Source organism: Enterococcus sp. ZJ1622, assembly GCF_011038845.1.
Taxonomy (GTDB): Bacteria; Bacillota; Bacilli; order Lactobacillales; family Enterococcaceae; genus Enterococcus_B.
Genome location: NZ_JAAKDW010000008.1, coordinates 102,882 through 119,950, shown reverse-complemented (window position 1 = coordinate 119,950; position 17,069 = coordinate 102,882). Strand labels below are relative to the sequence as shown.

General features: G+C 41.5%; 16 protein-coding genes. 5 read left to right on the top strand and 11 right to left on the bottom strand.

The genetic code is table 11. The features are described from left to right. Entirely contained in the window at positions 1 to 1,326 is a 1,326-nt protein-coding gene (locus tag G7Y42_RS09285) for an amino acid permease (RefSeq protein WP_165005563.1), read from the bottom strand. Between the two features lie 175 nt (positions 1,327 to 1,501). Here G7Y42_RS09285 and G7Y42_RS09280 point away from each other — a divergent pair, with 175 nt between their 5' ends. After that, on the top strand, positions 1,502 to 2,089 hold the full coding sequence (locus tag G7Y42_RS09280) for a hypothetical protein (RefSeq protein WP_165005562.1): 588 nt from the start codon (positions 1,502 to 1,504) through the stop codon (positions 2,087 to 2,089). Positions 2,090 to 2,153: 64 nt separating this feature from the next. On the opposite strand, the gene G7Y42_RS09275 is transcribed toward G7Y42_RS09280, so the two are convergent. After that, on the bottom strand, positions 2,154 to 2,651 hold the full coding sequence (locus tag G7Y42_RS09275) for a helix-turn-helix transcriptional regulator (protein WP_165005561.1): 498 nt from the start codon (positions 2,649 to 2,651) through the stop codon (positions 2,154 to 2,156). Positions 2,652 to 2,903: 252 nt separating this feature from the next. On the opposite strand from G7Y42_RS09275, the gene G7Y42_RS09270 reads away from it, so the two are divergent. After that, positions 2,904 to 3,509, top strand: a complete 606-nt coding sequence (locus G7Y42_RS09270) for a glycine zipper family protein (RefSeq protein ID WP_165005560.1) — start codon at positions 2,904 to 2,906, stop codon at positions 3,507 to 3,509. Between the two features lie 486 nt (positions 3,510 to 3,995). On the opposite strand, the gene metG is transcribed toward G7Y42_RS09270, so the two are convergent. Next, positions 3,996 to 6,005: a methionine--tRNA ligase gene (gene metG, locus G7Y42_RS09265; RefSeq protein WP_165038178.1), complete on the bottom strand. Its 2,010-nt coding sequence runs from the start codon at positions 6,003 to 6,005 to the stop codon at positions 3,996 to 3,998. A 184-nt stretch (positions 6,006 to 6,189) separates the two neighbouring features. Here metG and G7Y42_RS09260 point away from each other — a divergent pair, with 184 nt between their 5' ends. Then, positions 6,190 to 6,468: a hypothetical protein gene (locus G7Y42_RS09260; protein WP_165038175.1), complete on the top strand. Its 279-nt coding sequence runs from the start codon at positions 6,190 to 6,192 to the stop codon at positions 6,466 to 6,468. Positions 6,469 to 6,565: 97 nt separating this feature from the next. Continuing rightward, on the top strand, positions 6,566 to 7,387 hold the full coding sequence (locus G7Y42_RS09255; protein ID WP_165005557.1) for an NUDIX hydrolase: 822 nt from the start codon (positions 6,566 to 6,568) through the stop codon (positions 7,385 to 7,387). A 235-nt stretch (positions 7,388 to 7,622) separates the two neighbouring features. Here G7Y42_RS09255 and G7Y42_RS09250 read toward each other — a convergent pair whose 3' ends face one another. Genes G7Y42_RS09250 through opp3b form a run of 5 tightly spaced genes read right to left on the bottom strand, consistent with a single transcriptional unit; the run spans position 7,623 to position 12,652 of the window. Next, positions 7,623 to 8,624, bottom strand: a complete 1,002-nt coding sequence (locus G7Y42_RS09250) for an RNA-guided endonuclease TnpB family protein (protein ID WP_165038173.1) — start codon at positions 8,622 to 8,624, stop codon at positions 7,623 to 7,625. A 23-nt stretch (positions 8,625 to 8,647) separates the two neighbouring features. Continuing rightward, entirely contained in the window at positions 8,648 to 9,601 is a 954-nt protein-coding gene (locus tag G7Y42_RS09245) for an ATP-binding cassette domain-containing protein (protein WP_165038171.1), read from the bottom strand. Continuing rightward, the gene (locus tag G7Y42_RS09240) at positions 9,576 to 10,661 is read right to left on the bottom strand and encodes an ABC transporter ATP-binding protein (RefSeq protein ID WP_165038169.1); all 1,086 of its coding nucleotides are present in this window, start codon (positions 10,659 to 10,661) and stop codon (positions 9,576 to 9,578) included. Before G7Y42_RS09240 ends, G7Y42_RS09245 begins: the two co-directional genes overlap by 26 nt. 5 nt (positions 10,662 to 10,666) lie before the next feature. Further along, a complete protein-coding gene (locus tag G7Y42_RS09235; RefSeq protein ID WP_165038167.1) occupies positions 10,667 to 11,710 on the bottom strand; it encodes an ABC transporter permease in 1,044 nt (347 codons plus the stop codon). After that, positions 11,711 to 12,652 carry an oligopeptide ABC transporter permease gene (gene opp3b / locus G7Y42_RS09230; RefSeq protein WP_165005552.1) on the bottom strand — a complete coding sequence of 314 codons (942 nt, stop codon included), beginning with the start codon at positions 12,650 to 12,652 and terminating at the stop codon, positions 11,711 to 11,713. 81 nt (positions 12,653 to 12,733) lie between these two features. Here opp3b and G7Y42_RS09225 point away from each other — a divergent pair, with 81 nt between their 5' ends. Beyond that, positions 12,734 to 13,078 (top strand): DUF3899 domain-containing protein, encoded by a 345-nt coding sequence (locus G7Y42_RS09225; protein WP_165038164.1) that lies wholly within the window; start codon positions 12,734 to 12,736, stop codon positions 13,076 to 13,078. A 71-nt stretch (positions 13,079 to 13,149) separates the two neighbouring features. Here G7Y42_RS09225 and G7Y42_RS09220 read toward each other — a convergent pair whose 3' ends face one another. The 3 genes from G7Y42_RS09220 to rlmN all read right to left on the bottom strand — a co-directional run bounded on the left by G7Y42_RS09220 (position 13,150) and on the right by rlmN (position 16,879). Beyond that, positions 13,150 to 14,814 (bottom strand): peptide ABC transporter substrate-binding protein, encoded by a 1,665-nt coding sequence (locus G7Y42_RS09220; RefSeq protein WP_165038162.1) that lies wholly within the window; start codon positions 14,812 to 14,814, stop codon positions 13,150 to 13,152. A gap of 299 nt (positions 14,815 to 15,113) precedes the next feature. Beyond that, entirely contained in the window at positions 15,114 to 15,665 is a 552-nt protein-coding gene (gene aac(6'), locus G7Y42_RS09215) for an aminoglycoside N-acetyltransferase AAC(6')-Ii (protein ID WP_165038160.1), read from the bottom strand. A gap of 143 nt (positions 15,666 to 15,808) precedes the next feature. Beyond that, a complete protein-coding gene (rlmN, locus tag G7Y42_RS09210) occupies positions 15,809 to 16,879 on the bottom strand; it encodes a 23S rRNA (adenine(2503)-C(2))-methyltransferase RlmN (protein ID WP_165038158.1) in 1,071 nt (356 codons plus the stop codon). Positions 16,880 to 17,069: the final 190 nt, after the last annotated feature.

The window sequence follows — 17,069 nt, the reverse complement described above, 5'->3', positions numbered from 1 at the left end:
CTAACCGTTTTTTCGACTATCATGCTTTTTTTTATAATATACAGGGATTCCTAACAAGGTGACGCCAATCCCGATCAAAGCTAGATTTGTCTGAGTCAGCAGGGTCATTCCCAAAATGAAGACTGCTCCAAGGATCGCGATCACAGGTATCACTGGATACAATGGTACTTTATAGGGTCTAGGCAATTCCGGCGCTTTTTTTCTAAGAACGAATACACCGACAAAAAGCAATAAGCTGAACAACCACATCACAAAGATCAGCATATCAGTCAGGAAATCGAAAGAACCAAGACTCATCATGATACAGGCGATGACTAGCTGAAAGAGGGCTGGCACATAAGGAACTGTGAATTTTTTGGATAGCTTTGTCAGATAATTACTAAACGGCAGTTCATTTTCCAGTGCCATCGCATAAGGAACACGTATCCCAGTCAAAGTATACCCGTTCAAGGCACCGTAAACGGAAATCAAAATCCCGATCGTAACGATCTTCCCGCCTAACTCTCCAAAAATCACGGATGAAGCATCTGATGCTGCGTTCAGATTTCCTGCGATCTGTTCAACAGGAAGTGTCTTCAGAAAAACAAAGTTGATCAGTAAATAGACCAAAGTCACGAAGCTCAATCCTAAGATAATCGCTTTAGGCAGATCTTTTTCAGGCCGCTTCATCTCTCCAGCCATCGCACCTACACCGAGCCATCCGTCGTAAGCAAATAAGGTCGCTAGCAATGCACTGCTCAACCCTTCGACAAATGTCGTATCTTTTCCTGCTTCAATCGGGAAAAGCTGAACAGCACCGCTACCTGGCGTCAATAACCCCCAAACTACGATGACCGCGATCGGTATCAGCTTGACGATCAGTGTGGCAGATTGCACATAGGCCCCGACCTTAGTTCCCAACAAGTTCAACCCGGTGATCGAAATCGCGGTGATCACTGCGATCAAAAGCAGATAATCGGCAGAAATCTGCAGTAAATTCGTGAGCTGGGTAGCAAAAATGATCGAAAGAGCTGCGATATTTGCCGGAAAATAAATCAGGCTTTGTGACCAGCCTAATAAAAAGCTAGGAAGCTTCCCGTATGCCGCTTCGATATACTTGACTGCGCCACCCGTTTCAGGTATCGCTGTCGCCAATTCTGCGACAGTCAGTCCTGCACAGATCGTCAATAAACCACCCAGTAGCCAAGCTAACAGTGTCAAACTCGTCGATTGAGTGCTTGCCGTCACAGAAGCTGTCTTGAAAAACACCCCTGCACCAATGACCGTTCCCATTACTGTAGCCAATGCACCAAATAAATTAATTTCACGTTTTAATTTACCGTTCATCTCTCTCCTCTTTTCCCATTGATTTTTGATATAAGATTCAGTATAACTGAGATTTTTTTGATTTACCATTATTTTCAGAAATTTTTAGCGAAAATATCCCTCTTAAGACGGATGTTTTCTTGTCTTTGATTGCGTAGAATAGGACTAAGCCTTTACAATAAGGAGGATTTTCTCTATGGATTTCAAACATAATTATCCAAAATTAGCCGATTTATTGACGAAACGAGTCGATATCTCCCGCAAAGAGCAGCAGCAATCCCGCTGGCACTGGCTGACGCTGATTTTATTTGGTTTACTCACTGTTGCGACTTTTTCTCAACAGCTGATCTTAGTCACACTTTTTATCGCAGTTGTCGCAGTGATCAAAGGTCCTGTCATGATTTTCTGGGGGATGCTCTATTCCTTTCTAGTAGGACTTTTCCCGCCGATTGGGATTTTGCTTTCTGCTATATTCTTTTTGCTGAATATCGGAACATTTACCAAGAATTGGCGGATGACGTTAGTTGGAATCTATTTTTACTTTTATCCGGTAGGCGTGATGATCCTTCGTCAGTTCGTTCATTGGGATAATGTCTGGTTTTCTGCTGGGGCATTGCTGTTAGGTTTGGTCTTGCTTCATGTGATGCTGACGAAACTGTATCAGCGTTATGGTATTGGACGAACGATTTTCTGGTACGTTTTTTCCATTCCGTTTGCTCTACTCACAGCACTTCTACCAAGTCGGTTGAAAACGAAACTAAAGGTATATCATAAAAACAATTGACCAGCTTTTATGTGTCAAAGAAGAGAACAATCGCCAATTCTACGGCGATTGTTTTTATTATTCTTTATAAGAGAATAAGATCTAAGAAAAAAGTAACGTGAAAATAAGCATAATATAAATTGACCAGTAAAGAACCAACACAAATCAACACAGTTAATCCATAGTACCGATCTATCCTTTCGATTTCATGTAAGACGTAAGGTACAACAATAAATCCAGTAGGAAATACGACGCAGCTTAGCACGGATAAAAATAGAAGAATCTGGCAATCTTCAATCAAGATTTTTTTTCCATTAGAAACTTCTATTGTCATCGTTCTTTCCTTGTCACATACTTCTGATATTAATTTTTTTGTTCGAGGAAGTGTTTCATTCTCCAATAATTCAGCAATCGAGACATTCAACAAACTACTGAGTTTTAATAAATTATCATAGTCAGGGAACCCACGATCGTTTTCCCATTTTGATATGGATTGCCTAGAGATGCCTAATTTTTCTGCGATTTCTCTTTGTGAATAATTTTCTCTTTCTCGGATGAACTTAAGTCGCTGTCCTAAACTCATTGGCACTTCTCCTTTTTATTTTAAATTATACATATAATGATTTGAAAAACCTATTTAATAACAATATTTTTAAAATAAATGATGGAGATCCAAGGTAGCGCAAGTAACGCTACGGCAGATGTAAACGCTATGTAAACAAATTGGTTCTTTTAAAATCTCTACTTTTAGTAGAACATGACAGTAGAAAGGAGGTTGACGAATTTTTATTGTTAAGATTTTAAGTTTTGTGAAAACGAAAGGATGGAGAGTTATTTGAAAAAAGCAGTCAACATTTGTACAATTATATTCTTTTTAACACTGAATTATTTTTTTACTCCTTTAACCTATGCTAGTGAAGTAGCCACACCGGTCAGTGAGTTAGAAATAACTAAAGTTGAAGTTAACGAAAAGATGTTAGCATTGGATAAAGAACTAAATAGTGCGAATTTTAGAATTGCTATGCAATCAAAAACGGTATCATCTGAAGAAATAATGACAAATATTATGTTGAAATATGATGGAGCTGAAGTTACTTATACAACTCGATCTGGTTCTGGTTGGTCCGAAAGACTTGTAAATGGTGGATACAATGTCTATGCAACTTCAAGGAATGGCTTAGCGAATGTTAGAAATTCTTTAGGATTGAATGCTATGGGGTTTAGATTAAACGGAATTTTATATGGAGCAATGATTGGTGGTGTTTTAGGTGCTGTAGTTGGATTTTTTGGATCTAGTTTATTGGCTTCTAGGTTAGACCAAGGAGCTGGAGATATAAAGCTATGGATCAATAGAGGACGATCTGCTGGTGGAGCGCGTATGACTGTTAGTGCACACTTTCCTATTAATAATATAAACAGCACGACTCAAGCAACAGTGTGATCTTTTGAATAAATAAAAAGGAGTACCAGATGAATCACTTAAAAACCGCTCGTCCACTTCTCATTATGCTGCTTCTTTCTGTCTTTACGATCCCTATCAGCCTTTTTCTTAATTGGCAGACAAGTGAAAGGGTCACAAATATTTTATTCAACTATTCACAGCCGCTTTTTCTTTTGTTTTTAGGAAGCTATAGATTTCCTCGTTGGATAAAGGTCGTACTCCTTTTTCTAGGATACATTTTATATAGTTATATGTGTCTTTATTATATGATTGGCTTCCATAATCCTCACTGGGGCAATTGACAGGAATCAAAAAGAGGTTGTGACAACTGCGTTCTGCTTTAAGGAATAAGGATACTGAACAGAAAATATCTCCTCATATTTTCTTGTTCAGTGAACTTATTGCCGAGAAGCAGCAGTTGGAACACCATTTATTCGAAAAAAGGGACTGTGACAAGACTTTTGTCACAATCCCTTTCTTTCGATTTTATGCGATCTCTGAGCCATTTGGCATGGATTTTGGTGCTTCGATGACTTGCAGAGAGCCGTCTGGTGCTTCGGCTGAAAGGATCATTCCCTGACTGATCTGTCCGCGCATTTTGCGTGGCTTCAGATTTGCGACGATCACTACTTTTTTCCCGATCAACTCACTTGGGTCAGGATAGAATTCAGCGATTCCAGACAAGATTTGACGATCTTGGCTGTCACCAGCATCTAAGCGGAACTGCAGCAGTTTGTCTGCACCTTCCACTTTTTGGCAATTGATGACTTCTGCGACTTTTAATTCCACTTTTTCAAAGACGTCGAACTTGATCTGTTTTTCTTTGGTAGAAACAAGTTCTGTTTCTTCTGGGTCCCATTTGACAGTGTCCTCATTGGTTTGTGTGCCTTCAGACATTTTCATTTGGATATAAGCCACTTCTTCTTCCATATCTAAACGCGGGAAGATCGGTGTCCCTTTTGCAGCGACTTTCGTTCCAGATGGAAACTCGCCAAAATGCAGTCCTTCAAGGTTCATGGTCTCTGGGTCCAAACCTAGTTGAGAGAAGATCTTCACTGGTGTTTCAGTCATGATCGGCTGAAGCAAGATGGCTGCAATACGCAATGATTCCGCTAGATGGATCATCACGCTATCCAATTCTTTTTTCTTCTCTTCGTCTTTTGCCAATACCCATGGTTCTGTTTCATCGATATATTTATTCGCACGGGAAATCAATACCCAGATTTCAGCTAAAGCTGTATTGAACTCCATTTTTTCCATTGCATCATGATAACGACCTACGACGTTTGCAGCTGTAGTTGACAATTCGCTGTCAAATGGTGTCACTAATGAAGCATAATCAGGCACGATTCCTTCGCAATATTTATTGATCATCGCAATCGTACGATTCAACAGGTTCCCCAGATCGTTTGCTAAGTCGTAATTCACGCGTGAGACAAAATCTTCAGGGGTGAACACACCGTCTGACCCAAATGGCACCGCACGAAGCAAATAGTAACGAAGGGCATCTAATCCATAACGTTCGACTAACATTTCAGGATAAACGACGTTGCCTTTTGATTTAGACATTTTTCCGTCTTTCATCAATAGCCAGCCATGTCCAAATACTTTCTTAGGCAAAGGCAAGTCCAAAGCCATCAGCATGATCGGCCAATAGATCGTGTGGAAACGAACGATTTCTTTTCCTACCATATGGACGTCTGCCGGCCAGTATTTTTGGAAAAGCTGGTCATCTTCTGAGCCATAGCCTAAAGCTGTGATATAGTTCGACAATGCATCGATCCAGACATATACTACGTGTTTCGGATCATTTCTCACTGGGATCCCCCAACTGAAAGTCGTTCTTGAAACAGCAAGATCTTCTAATCCTGGCTTGATGAAGTTATTGATCATTTCATTTTTACGTGATTCTGGCTGGATGAATTCCGGGTGTTCTTCGTAATATTCCAGCAGACGATCAGCGTATTTACTCATACGGAAGAAGTATGACTCTTCTTTGACCAATTCTACCTCGTGTCCGCTTGGCGCTTTCCCGCCAATGACATTGCCTTCATCATCTTTATACACTTCTGCTAATTGTGTTTCTGTAAAGAATTCTTCATCAGAAACGGAGTACCAGCCTTCATATTCGCCTAAATAGATATCACCTTGTTCTAATAAGCGATCAAAGATTTTTTGAACAGCGGCTTTATGATAATCATCTGTTGTACGGATGAATTTATCATAGCTGATATCAAGCGTTTTCCACAGTTTTTTGACATCTGCGGCCATCTTATCTACGTATTCTTGAGGTTTGACACCTAGTTCTTCTGCTTTTTTCTCGATTTTTTGACCGTGTTCATCCACCCCAGTTAGATAAAACACGTCAAAGCCCATCAACCGTTTGTAACGGGCAACTGCATCACAGGCAATCGTTGTGTAAGAATTGCCGATATGCAATTTGCCACTTGGATAATAGATTGGCGTAGTAATATAAAAAGTTTCCTTTTCTGCCACGGGGCTCTTCCTCCTTTATCGCATGATGCGAATTCGTTTCCTTGCTAGTATACCACAAAACGGATTGGCTGTTGGCTTTTTTTCGAATCTCACGATTGAAACTGATTGCCTACTCCTTGATTTTTTTCATCGGAAACATGTTATAATGAGAACTATCTATTTTATTAAAAGGACTGGAATGCTCATGCAAAAGAAACATTTGTTTTTTACGATCAGTATCGCGCTGCTTTCTTTACTACATTTATTATTCAGCTATTTTTATGTAAGAATGTACGGATATTTTAATTTGACTGGCAGCTTAAGCAGTTTTTTACTGGCGGCTCGACTTTTTCGGTTTGCCATTGATGCGTATATCATCATCTGCGGTTTTTATGCCATCCGTGAAGAAAGATTGAAAATCCTGCCGTTTTATCTGCTTTTCTTCTTATTTAATTTGATTCTGCCTTTCTTGTTCCATATCTAAGTGAATGCACCGCTTTTTCATGCAAATTCTTGGTTTTTTTCCAGAGTCTGCTACAATAAGGTAAAAAGTACTTTTAAAGTCAGTGGAGGTGGCATAAATGAAACAATTTGCTTCTAAAGAAGAAGAAAAATTATATTACGAGCACGAAGCAAGTGAGGAAGATTTTCTTGCTTGGTACCAAAAACAAGAACGTCCAGAATATGACAAACCCTCCTTGACTGTCGATATCGTACTGATGTGCTACAACAAAGAAGAAGATCAGCTGAAAGTGCTGCTGATCCAGCGAAAAGGACATCCATATCGGAATTCATGGGCATTGCCTGGAGGGTTTGTTCAGAAAAACGAATCTACTGGAGAAAGTGTCTTGCGAGAAACACAAGAAGAGACAGGCGTGATCATTTCTCAGGAAAACATTGAACAGCTTCATACTTTCAGTACCCCCAACCGTGATCCGCGCGGCTGGGTGGTGACGGTGAGCTACTTGGCGTTTATTGGCGAAGAACCGCTGATCGCAGGAGATGACGCAAAAGAAGTCCAATGGTTCACTTTAGAACGTCATGGAAACAAGATCAATCTGTCGAGCGGTGATGTGGCAATTTCTCTTGATTTGCTGACAGGTGAATCTTCCGGAAAGGACACATTGGCTTTTGACCATAGCGAGATCATACTCAAAGCATTCAATCGGGTGGTCAATAAGATGGAACATGAACCACAAGTCCTGCAGGTCCTAGGCAAAGATTTCACGATCACTGAAGCACGGAAAGTATTTGCCAAATTTTTAGGGATCGATTATAAAACGATCGATCATTCGAATTTCAAAAAAGCGATGCTGCAGTATTTCGATGAAATCGGCGAGCGGCCAGTGGGAATCGGTCGGCCTTCGAAGATCTATCAGTTGAAGCCTGGACATCATGAATAAGGTTGTGACAGAGGCGTTCAGCTTCCGATCCTTAAAGCACGGATCATGTCTGTTAACTTGATGAACCGAAAAAAGGAATGACACAAGAAATCAATACTGATTTCCTGTGTCATTCCTTTTTTGGTTTATCATAATTAGTGAGCTTTTCTTATAAAAAGAAAATTCCTAGAAACAAAAACGGATTCATTTTTTATGAACAAGGCGATCCCTGGCGCTCCTACCAGTTTTTTTGTTTTCAAAAACCACTCAATCTGCCGATCTGTTCCCTTTTTTGGCTTCTTTCCAATAAATGAGAAGAGAAATCCTTCTGATCGATCAAACAGACCGTCTTGTTATACCACTTTGCTTTATACTGGAGCTTCATCAGTAGCTTATGCCAATCATGGAGTGAAAATTCAGCGGACGCTAAGTGGACCGGTGTCTCTTCGACAAGCAAATAGTCATATTCTCTGATAAATAGCCCAGATATCTTTTCCAAGTAATCTTCTTTCTGACACTTTTGCTTTAGATACAGATCCATCACTTTTCTTTTTTGCTTTTGATAGTTCTTGGCTCGATACACAGGTTCTTTTCGCTGCTGTGCCGACTTTCCTTTGATAACTAGTTTTCTTTTTGCGATTTCAAGCCTTTTCGCGGTTTGGTTAAATGGAGGAACTGGGAGCTGGACAGGAAAAGAAGTCTTGACCAGCTTTTCAGGATCGTACGCGATTTCGATTCTTTTATTTGAACCGGTTCGATCCACCGGCAGAACCTCACAGAGCAGAGAAACATAAAACTGTTCATTGTATCGGGCAGAAATGGTCGCTGAACGGATCTTCCCTTCCACAGGCCGATGAAGCTCCACTTTGAACAATTCTTTTTGCTTCGGCAATTTTAACCGATCGCCTTTCAGGTAAATCGTATGGGATTGATTATTTGTCGTATAGGATTGCCACATGTTCTTTTTGCTTTTCAGCTTGGGAAATCCTGCACGCCCTTTGAAATAATTCCGAAAGGCACGATCCAGATTCAATTGTGCATTGGCTAAAGCCAAGCTGTCTGCTTCTTTCAAAAAAAGATATTCTTTTTTTAACGAAGCAGGTGTCAGCGTATAGTCGATGACACCTGTTTTTTTATAAGAGACTTGCCGTGCGTGCAATAAGTGATTATACGTGAAACGGACACAACCGAAATTACGGATCAGCCATTGTTTCTGACATTCTGACGGGTATATCCGGAATCTAAAGGCTTTTAGCATAATCACTCACCTCCACTTACTTCTTAGTTTGCAACGAGCATGGCTTCCTTTTGTTTTTTCAATTTTTTCGCGTAATAAGGAACTTCTTGTTCAGTTGCATAAACAAAATGTTCTGGTGCGATCTCTCGAAGCGTCCGTACCTGTCCATCTTCCGGCTCCGGCTGATACTTGATACGTCGGCGTTGTCTTTCATGATCTGGATCAGGCAAAGGGATCGCAGACAATAAACTTTCGGTATAAGGATGAACCCCGTGATTATAAATCTCGTCACTTGTGCCCATCTCTAATAAAAGTCCGTTGTGCATCACGCCGATCCGGTCACTGATGTGTTTGACCATCGACAAGTCATGCGCAATGAACAGATACGTCAGCTGATGCTGTTTCTGAAGATCCTGCAGCAGATTGACGACTTGTGCCTGGATCGAAACATCTAATGCTGAGATTGGCTCATCACAGATGATGAAACGAGGTTTGACTGCCAATGCTCGGGCAATCCCGATCCTCTGCCGCTGTCCTCCGGAAAATTCATGCGGATAGCGCGTCCCGTGACTGGGGTTCAATCCTACTGTTTTCAACAGTTCGTCTACCTTTCTGGCACGTTCTTCCGGCGTCTTTGCCAACCCATTCACATCGATTCCTTCTGCGATGATATCACGAACTTTCATACGCGGATTCAAAGAAGCATATGGATCTTGAAAAATCATTTGGACATCATGACGGAATTTCGTCATTTCTTGTTTTCCTTTGATTTGTGTTACGTCTTTTCCGTCGAATAAAATTTCGCCAGCTGTTGGCTCATTCAATCGGATGATTGTACGTCCCGTTGTCGATTTTCCGCTTCCGGATTCTCCTACTAAGCCAAATGTTTCGCCTTCATAGATATGGAAGCTGATATCATTCACTGCATGGACTTCATTCTTTTTCCCTACATTAAAGTATTGTTTCAGACCTTTAACCTCGAGTAGCTTCTTTGACATCCATCATTCCCCCTTGGCTGTAAATATGGTGTTGTTTTTCTCTGAAAATAGCCCAGCGGCGTTGGATCTCTTCTGGTGGCGTTACTTTTGGCGCTTGTGGTGCAAGCAGCCAAGTTGCTGCTTGATGTGTGTTCGATAATTCAAAAAATGGCGGTTCTTGTTCCGCATCGATTTTCATCGCATACTCATTTCGCGGATAAAACGCGTCACCCTTTGGCGGATTCAACAAGTCAGGCGGAGAACCTGGGATCGCATATAACCGGTCGCTGGCACTATCCAATGTCGGCATCGATCCCAGTAATCCCCATGTGTACGGATGCTGCGGATTATAAAAGATTTCTTCTGAGGTTCCTACCTCCACGATCTTCCCGCCATACATGACAGCTACACGATCAGCCACATTGGCTACTACGCCAAGATCATGGGTGATAAAGATGATCGAAGTGTCGATTTTCGTTTGGATCTCTTTCAGTAATTCCAGAATCTGTGCTTGGATCGTTACGTCCAATGCGGTCGTAGGTTCATCAGCAATCAGGATTTCTGGATAACAAACAAGTGCGATCGCAATCACGATCCGCTGCCGTTGTCCTCCTGAAAACTGGTGCGGATAACTGTTGATCCGTTTTTCTGCTTCAGGGATTCCTACTAATTTCAACAGTTCCAGCGCTGCCTTTTGTCCCTCTTTTTTCGATACTTTGTTATGTTTACGAAGAGACTCCGCTACTTGTTTACCGATAGGCATCGTTGGGTCCAGAGAAGTCATCGGGTCTTGGAAAATCATTGCGATTTCTTTTCCGCGGATCTTTTGCATTTCCCGCTCCGTTTTTCCAACGATATCTTCTCCTTTGAATAAAATCTGACCGGAATCGATGTTGGCATTGCTTGAAAGCAGCCGCATGATACTTCTTGTCGTGACAGACTTCCCACTTCCGGATTCTCCTACGATCGCTAATGTTTCGCCTTTATTCAAATGAAAATTGACACCGCGAATCGCCCGGACTTTTCCAGCATACGTATCAAAGGAGATTTCTAGATTTTTCACTTCCAAAATTTTCGTCATAAGTCTCACTCTTTCATTTTAGGATCAAAGGCATCACGCAAACCGTCAGCCAGCAAATTGAAGCCGATCATGATGACCGATAAAGTCACTGCCGGAATCCATAGAAGATACGGCAAGTACAGGAAGGTTTTGTATCCTTCGCTCAGCATCGTTCCAAGGGAAGCAGATGGTGGGGTCAGACCCAGACCGATAAAGCTCAAAAAGGCTTCAAAGAATATCGCTGACGGGATACTGAACATCATTTGGATAATGATCACACTGGAGATGTTCGGTAAAATATGCTTGAAGGCAATCTTCATTTTCGACTCACCTAAGGTCATCCCGGCTAATACATATTCCTGATCTTTCAATTTCAAGGTTTGTGCACGGACGATCCGCGCCATGGGAATCCAGTTCGTGATCGCCATTGCAGCTACGATCGAGAAGATCCCTGGTTCAAATACCACTAGCATCAAGATCATGACGACTAAATTGGGGATACCAGATAAGATTTCCAAAAAACGCTGCATCGCATTGTCGATCCGTCCGCCTAATAAACCGGAGACCAGCCCATATGCAACACCAATCGTCACATCAAGTAAAGCAGCGATGAAAGCGATCAGCAGTGAGATCCTCGTGCCCATGAACAATCGGCTCAATACATCTCGTCCCAAACCATCTGTCCCTAAAAAGAAGTTCACATTTGCCGGGATATTCGCTTGGGCATATTTATCGACTAATTCGCCGCCGACCATGGCTTTCCCATTCAGACCATCAATGTTGATCCCAGGGATACGAGGCGGCAGATTGATATACGCTACATTTTGTGCAGTGGGGTCATGTGGTGAAACAAACACCGTGATAATCGAAACAAAGATAATTATCAGCAGTAAGACCATCGAAATGACTGCTGCTTTGTTTTTCTTCAAGCGCCGCCATGAATCCTGGATAAAATTCAAAGACGGAGCTGTGATCTGTTCTCTTTCTTCTTCCGTATTCTTCTGTAATGGCAGAAACTCATCAGCTGGAATCTCTGCGATCGTTTCATAACGTTTCGGTATCATTTCCATCTAGCTTCGGCTCCCTTCTGAAACACGGATTCTCGGGTCAACTAACCCGTACAGTAAATCCACTACCAAGATCACGAAGATCAGCATGAATGAATAAAGGATCGTTACTGCCATGATCGTTGGATAATCATTGGTAGTGATCGATTTGACAAACTGTTCGCCGATACCTGGGATCGCAAAGATATTCTCAACAACAAGTGAACCTGTCATCAATGCGACAGCAAGTGGCCCTAACAGCGTCATCAATGGAATCAAGCTATTTCGGAGTCCATGTTTGAAAGCGATCTCCCATCGGCTGAGTCCTTTTGCTTTGGCTAATTCTACATAATCACTGTGTAAAACTTCTACCATTTCTGTTCGGATGAATCGTGCGGAATCTGCTAACGGCGACATGGCTAACGCAATCGTCGGCAAGATCGTATAGGCGAACCCATCCCATTTTGCAATAGGCAGCATTTGTAATTTGATTGCAAAGATATATTGCAGTAATACCGCAAATACAAAGTTTGGGATAGAGCGTCCCAAGATCGCTACTAATGTAGAAGAAGTATCTGCCCATGTGTTTTGCTTCATGGCAGAAATCGTTCCTAAGATCGTCCCGATCACTGTTCCGAAAATAATCGCCTGCAATCCTAGCTGTAAAGAAGGACCAACCCTTCCTGCAAGCAGGTTTGCGACTGGCTGGTTTTTAAATTGGAAGGAAATACCAAAATCTCCTTGAAGAAGGTTTGACAGATAAATCCCGTACTGTACGATTACTGGCTTGTCCAAACCGACTTGCTTGTTCAGCATCTCGATCGTTTCAGGACTTAATCTTTCCTGATTGGTATAAGGCGTGCCTGGTAATAACTGCATCAAGAAAAAAGTGATGGTCGCAATTAACCATAGTGTGATGACCATAAAGAAGACACGTTTCAATACATATTTGATATAACTATTCACGAATGTTTCCCCCTAGCTTTTGACTTCTGACAAATGTTTCGCTACATTTAATGAAAGAACCAAAGATAAAGGAGCAAAATAATGAAAAAGAATTCTCTTCCTTACACATTTGCCGGTGCGTTGATTCTCCTCGTTTTACTGAAAAACGGTTTGACTAACCAATTCACCCTGATCCAATTATCGAATGATTTATTTTTATGCGCGCTGCCGTTTTTGATTATCGGCGGATTTTTATGGGTCTTTTCTTCGGGTTTCTTTGATCATTTTCAACGATCGATCCATTTAGCCCGAACAAGAAACCGAAAGAAAAAACCGGAATTTTCTTCACTCTCGTCTGCTAGCTACGGTATGTACAGCTTTTGGCTGATCATTGCCGGAATCTTGCTTGTTCTTTCTATCGTGTTGATGTTTCTTTCTTTTTTATAATCGTTGAGTATGAGATGGGGCGTGACAAAGATCTTGTCAAGCCCCTTTTTTCTCATCCTCATCTCATGCGCTTATTCTTCTACGTAAGTCCACTTGTAATCCCAAGAAGCGCCAGCCGCATGGTGAACGATCCCTTTGATTTTTTCATTGACTAAGTGTCCTTCAGCCTTTTGGAAAACTGGAACGACGCCCATGTCATCAGCAATGATCTTGTTCGCTTTTTGGAAATCATCCCATCGTGCTTTTTCATCGCCAGCATCTTGTGAAGCAGCCGCAGCTACCGCTTTATCGTATTCTTCATTGCTCCATTGGCCTCGGTTATAAGAATTCCCTGTAACAAACAGATCAGTGAAGCTGCTTGGGTCTGCATAGTCTGCACCCCATCCGCCTAATACAGCATCGAAATCACCAGAAGTCGAGCGGTCAAGACGTACAGAGAACGGTACTGGTGTAGGTTTTACCTTGACACCATCTAGATTTTCCTGGATCGAGTTTTGGATATATTCGATCACTTTCTTCGTTGAATCATCATCGGAAGCCATCAGATCGAATTCCAATGAATCGATTCCCAATTCTTTTTTCGCTTTGTCCCAGTGTTCTTTTGCTTTGTCTTTGTCGTAGGAAACCAATTCGCCAGCTTCTTTTGCGAAGTCTTCATTCGTTTCCGGATTCGTTGACATATCTGACGGGATCAGACCAGTCGAAACAACTGAACCGTCACCCATTACTTGTTTGACTAAAGCTTCACGGTTGATCGAATAAGAGATTGCTTTTCTCAAATTCACGTTATTGAATGGCGAATCCTTTTCACGCTGATTGAATTCGATGTAACTTGTACGTGCTTCTTTCACGGAAGTATACGCAGGATCATTGGCATTTTGCTGAGCAAGTTCACCTGATAAGATCACATCGTCTGCTTGTCCGTCTTTAAACAGATTCAATGCAGTAGAGGATTCTTTGACGACACTGACCTTGATTTCTGAGAGTTTCACTGTGTCTTTGTCCCAATAGTGATCGTTCTTTTTGTATGTCCATTCTGTATCTGTTCCTGGTCCGTCAAAGTCCTCTAATGTGAATGGCCCATTGTAGACGGCTTTGTCACTTGCTGAAGCATATGCATCTCCATTCTTCTCAACTACAGCTTGACTTTGTGGGAAGAATGATGGAAAGGCAAGCAAGTATTGGAAATACGGAGTTTGTTTGTTCAACGTGATTTCCAGTTCGTAGTCGCCTACTGCTTTGATCCCTAATTCTGATTTGTCTTTCTTGCCAGCTGTGATATCTTCTGCATTTACGACTGGAGCAAAAAGATACGCATATTCCGAAGCTGTAGCTGGATCAACTGTCCGCTGCCAGCCATATACGTAGTCTGCCGCTTTCACAGGTTCGCCGTTAGACCACTTGGCATCTTCTCTCAATTTGACTTTATAGGTTAATCCATCTTCACTGACTTCAGCCATCTCACTTGCGCCTGCAGGTTGAGGCTTGCTGTCTTCATCCAGACGATAGATCCCTTCATATACGTTATTCAATGCGGTGAAACTGATGGTATCGGTTGCTACAGACAGATCAGCTGTCGGCATTTCTTGAGGTACAACTAGATTGAATACGCCACCTCCATCTGCTGAACCGCTACTTGCAGAACTACTGTTACTTGTTGCTGAACTACCGCCATAACAACCGGCAAGTACAAGGCCGCATACTGCAACCAAACCAAATGTCATCTTCTTTTTCATTTTCTGTACCCCTTTATTGGAATTTTCAGAATAATTAATATTTTCTGAAGTTGTATAAGAGTTTAATGAATAATTATTAAAAAAGCAACACTTTTTTTCTCTTTTTCCAAAAAATAATGCTTTTTTCGTGAATTGTTACGTACTTTTTTCTGAAAATTCTTTATTTAATAAGGATTTTCTTTCACAAATAAAGAAAATAAAATAATAAACCTGAAGAACCGTTCATACGAACAGTTCTTCAGGTTTATTCTAGAAAAGGATGATTAGATGCTCTTTACTCACCCTGTGAATCAATCCCCTTATTCAATTTGTTCCGGCCGGGAAACGATTCCTTTAGCCATCCAAATGTCCGGTTTGTCCCAACCGTTCGCATTCGGGATCACACCCACGATCTTATACCCCAATTTCTCATAAAACTCATAAGGGTGCTCTTTCAGATTTTTGACTGCCTCTACTTTGTCAAATGTATGTTCAAATAGATCTGCTTGACTTAATGTTGTCGCATGATCCAAGTCGTCTGCGCCTAAGTATAAGGTGATCCCACCTCTTGAAGCTACTTCTTTTTCCAGATAGTCCACAAGACGAGTCCCGATTTTATTTTTTCGACGAGAGCTTTCGACAACTAAAGGATGAAGCTCCCAGCCAGTCACTCCGTATTGCGGAATCGCTCCGACAAACCCTAGAAGCTGATCCCCATCAATTGCAGAAACAGCCACACGTTCAGGCTTCATCAGCTCTTCAACTGCTTTTAAAGAATCTTCACTGTATTCCTCTGGCCAAGTCAACCTCAATAAGTCAGCAAGCTGATCTTTCAAAACTGGATTGTTGCGATCGAATTCACTGATAATCATCTGTTTCCCTCCATTCCTGCTTATTCTAACAGTCTGGGGGAAAAAAGCGAAAAAATAATGCTTAAAAAAGGTTGTGAAAAAGCTGCCCTGCATCAAGCAGTAAAAAAGGGACATGTGACAACATTATTGTCACACCCCCCTTTTTATCTTGCTGCTTTTTCTTTTTTCATCTGTTTGCTCCGCAGCTGACCGCACGCTGCGTCAATATCCGTTCCGTGTTCTTTTCGTATAACGCAATTCACGCCGTTTTTCTTCAATACATCATAGAATTTCAGTACATCGGCTTTGGGACTGCGGGAATACTGGTCATGTTCACTCACTGGATTGTAAGGAATCAAATTCACATAAGCAAGCTTCTTCTTATCTTTCAAGAGATCTGCTAATTGCTGTGCATGTTCCGGCCGGTCATTCACCTGGTTCAGCATGATATATTCGAAGGTGATTCTTCGATTTGTCTTTTCCAGATATTCATCTACTGCTTCCATCAGTTTTTCGATCGGGAAACTGCGGTTGATCCGCATGATCGATGTTCGAACGTCATTATTCGGTGCATGTAAAGAAATCGCCAAGTTCACTTGTAATCCGTTATTAGCGAATTCTTTGATTTTATGTGCCAAACCGCTTGTTGACACGGTGATGTGACGTGCGCCGATTGCCAATCCCTTTGCATCGTTGATGATATGAAGAAAATTCATTACATTATCATAGTTGTCAAATGGTTCGCCGATCCCCATCACAACGACGTGAGAAACTCGCTCTCCTAGACCTCGTTCGTCGAAATAATGCTGGACCATCATGATTTGCGCCACGATCTCGCCTGCGGTCAGATCACGGTTTTTCTTCAATAAACCACTCGCACAGAAAGTACAGCCGATGTTACATCCTACTTGTGTCGTCACACAAACTGATAACCCGTATTCCTGTCTCATCAAAACCGTTTCGATCATGTTCTTGTCAGGTAATTCGAACAGATATTTCACTGTCCCGTCAGCAGCTTCTTGAACCACCATCTGCTTCAAAGGATTGATCACAAAATGATCAGACAGTTTCTGGATCAGCTGTTTGGACAGGTTCGTCATTTCTGAAAAATCACTGACACGCTTTTGATACAACCATTCCCAAACTTGGGCAGCTCGGAATTTTTTCTCACCGTTTTCTAAAAACCAATTTGTTAACTCTTCATTCGTCAAGCCGTATATGGATTGTTTTTCCAAAATATTTTCCCTCTTTTTCTCAAAGTTTCGCTACATACTATACCTGATTCAGTTAGTTAATGCAATACTTCACAAATAAATCGAATAGAACTTTAATCTAACAAAATAAAAAAAGACAAGACCGCGTATCAAAAGGATAAAGCTCAGCTTTCCCCCTTTGGTATCGCCATGTCTTGTCTTTTACATGATT

Bases quoted from the DNA above. Each gene is read 5' to 3' on its own strand.
- G7Y42_RS09255 (WP_165005557.1), top strand. From the start codon at position 6,566: ATGAAACAATTTGCTTCTAAAGAAGAAGAAAAATTATATTACGAGCAC.
- G7Y42_RS09250 (WP_165038173.1), bottom strand. From the start codon at position 8,624: ATGCTAAAAGCCTTTAGATTCCGGATATACCCGTCAGAATGTCAGAAA.
- G7Y42_RS09275 (WP_165005561.1), bottom strand. From the start codon at position 2,651: ATGAGTTTAGGACAGCGACTTAAGTTCATCCGAGAAAGAGAAAATTAT.
- G7Y42_RS09220 (WP_165038162.1), bottom strand. From the start codon at position 14,814: ATGAAAAAGAAGATGACATTTGGTTTGGTTGCAGTATGCGGCCTTGTA.
- G7Y42_RS09235 (WP_165038167.1), bottom strand. From the start codon at position 11,710: ATGGAAATGATACCGAAACGTTATGAAACGATCGCAGAGATTCCAGCT.
- G7Y42_RS09260 (WP_165038175.1), top strand. From the start codon at position 6,190: ATGCAAAAGAAACATTTGTTTTTTACGATCAGTATCGCGCTGCTTTCT.
- G7Y42_RS09280 (WP_165005562.1), top strand. From the start codon at position 1,502: ATGGATTTCAAACATAATTATCCAAAATTAGCCGATTTATTGACGAAA.
- G7Y42_RS09240 (WP_165038169.1), bottom strand. From the start codon at position 10,661: ATGACGAAAATTTTGGAAGTGAAAAATCTAGAAATCTCCTTTGATACG.
- G7Y42_RS09285 (WP_165005563.1), bottom strand. From the start codon at position 1,326: ATGAACGGTAAATTAAAACGTGAAATTAATTTATTTGGTGCATTGGCT.
- G7Y42_RS09245 (WP_165038171.1), bottom strand. From the start codon at position 9,601: ATGTCAAAGAAGCTACTCGAGGTTAAAGGTCTGAAACAATACTTTAAT.
- G7Y42_RS09225 (WP_165038164.1), top strand. From the start codon at position 12,734: ATGAAAAAGAATTCTCTTCCTTACACATTTGCCGGTGCGTTGATTCTC.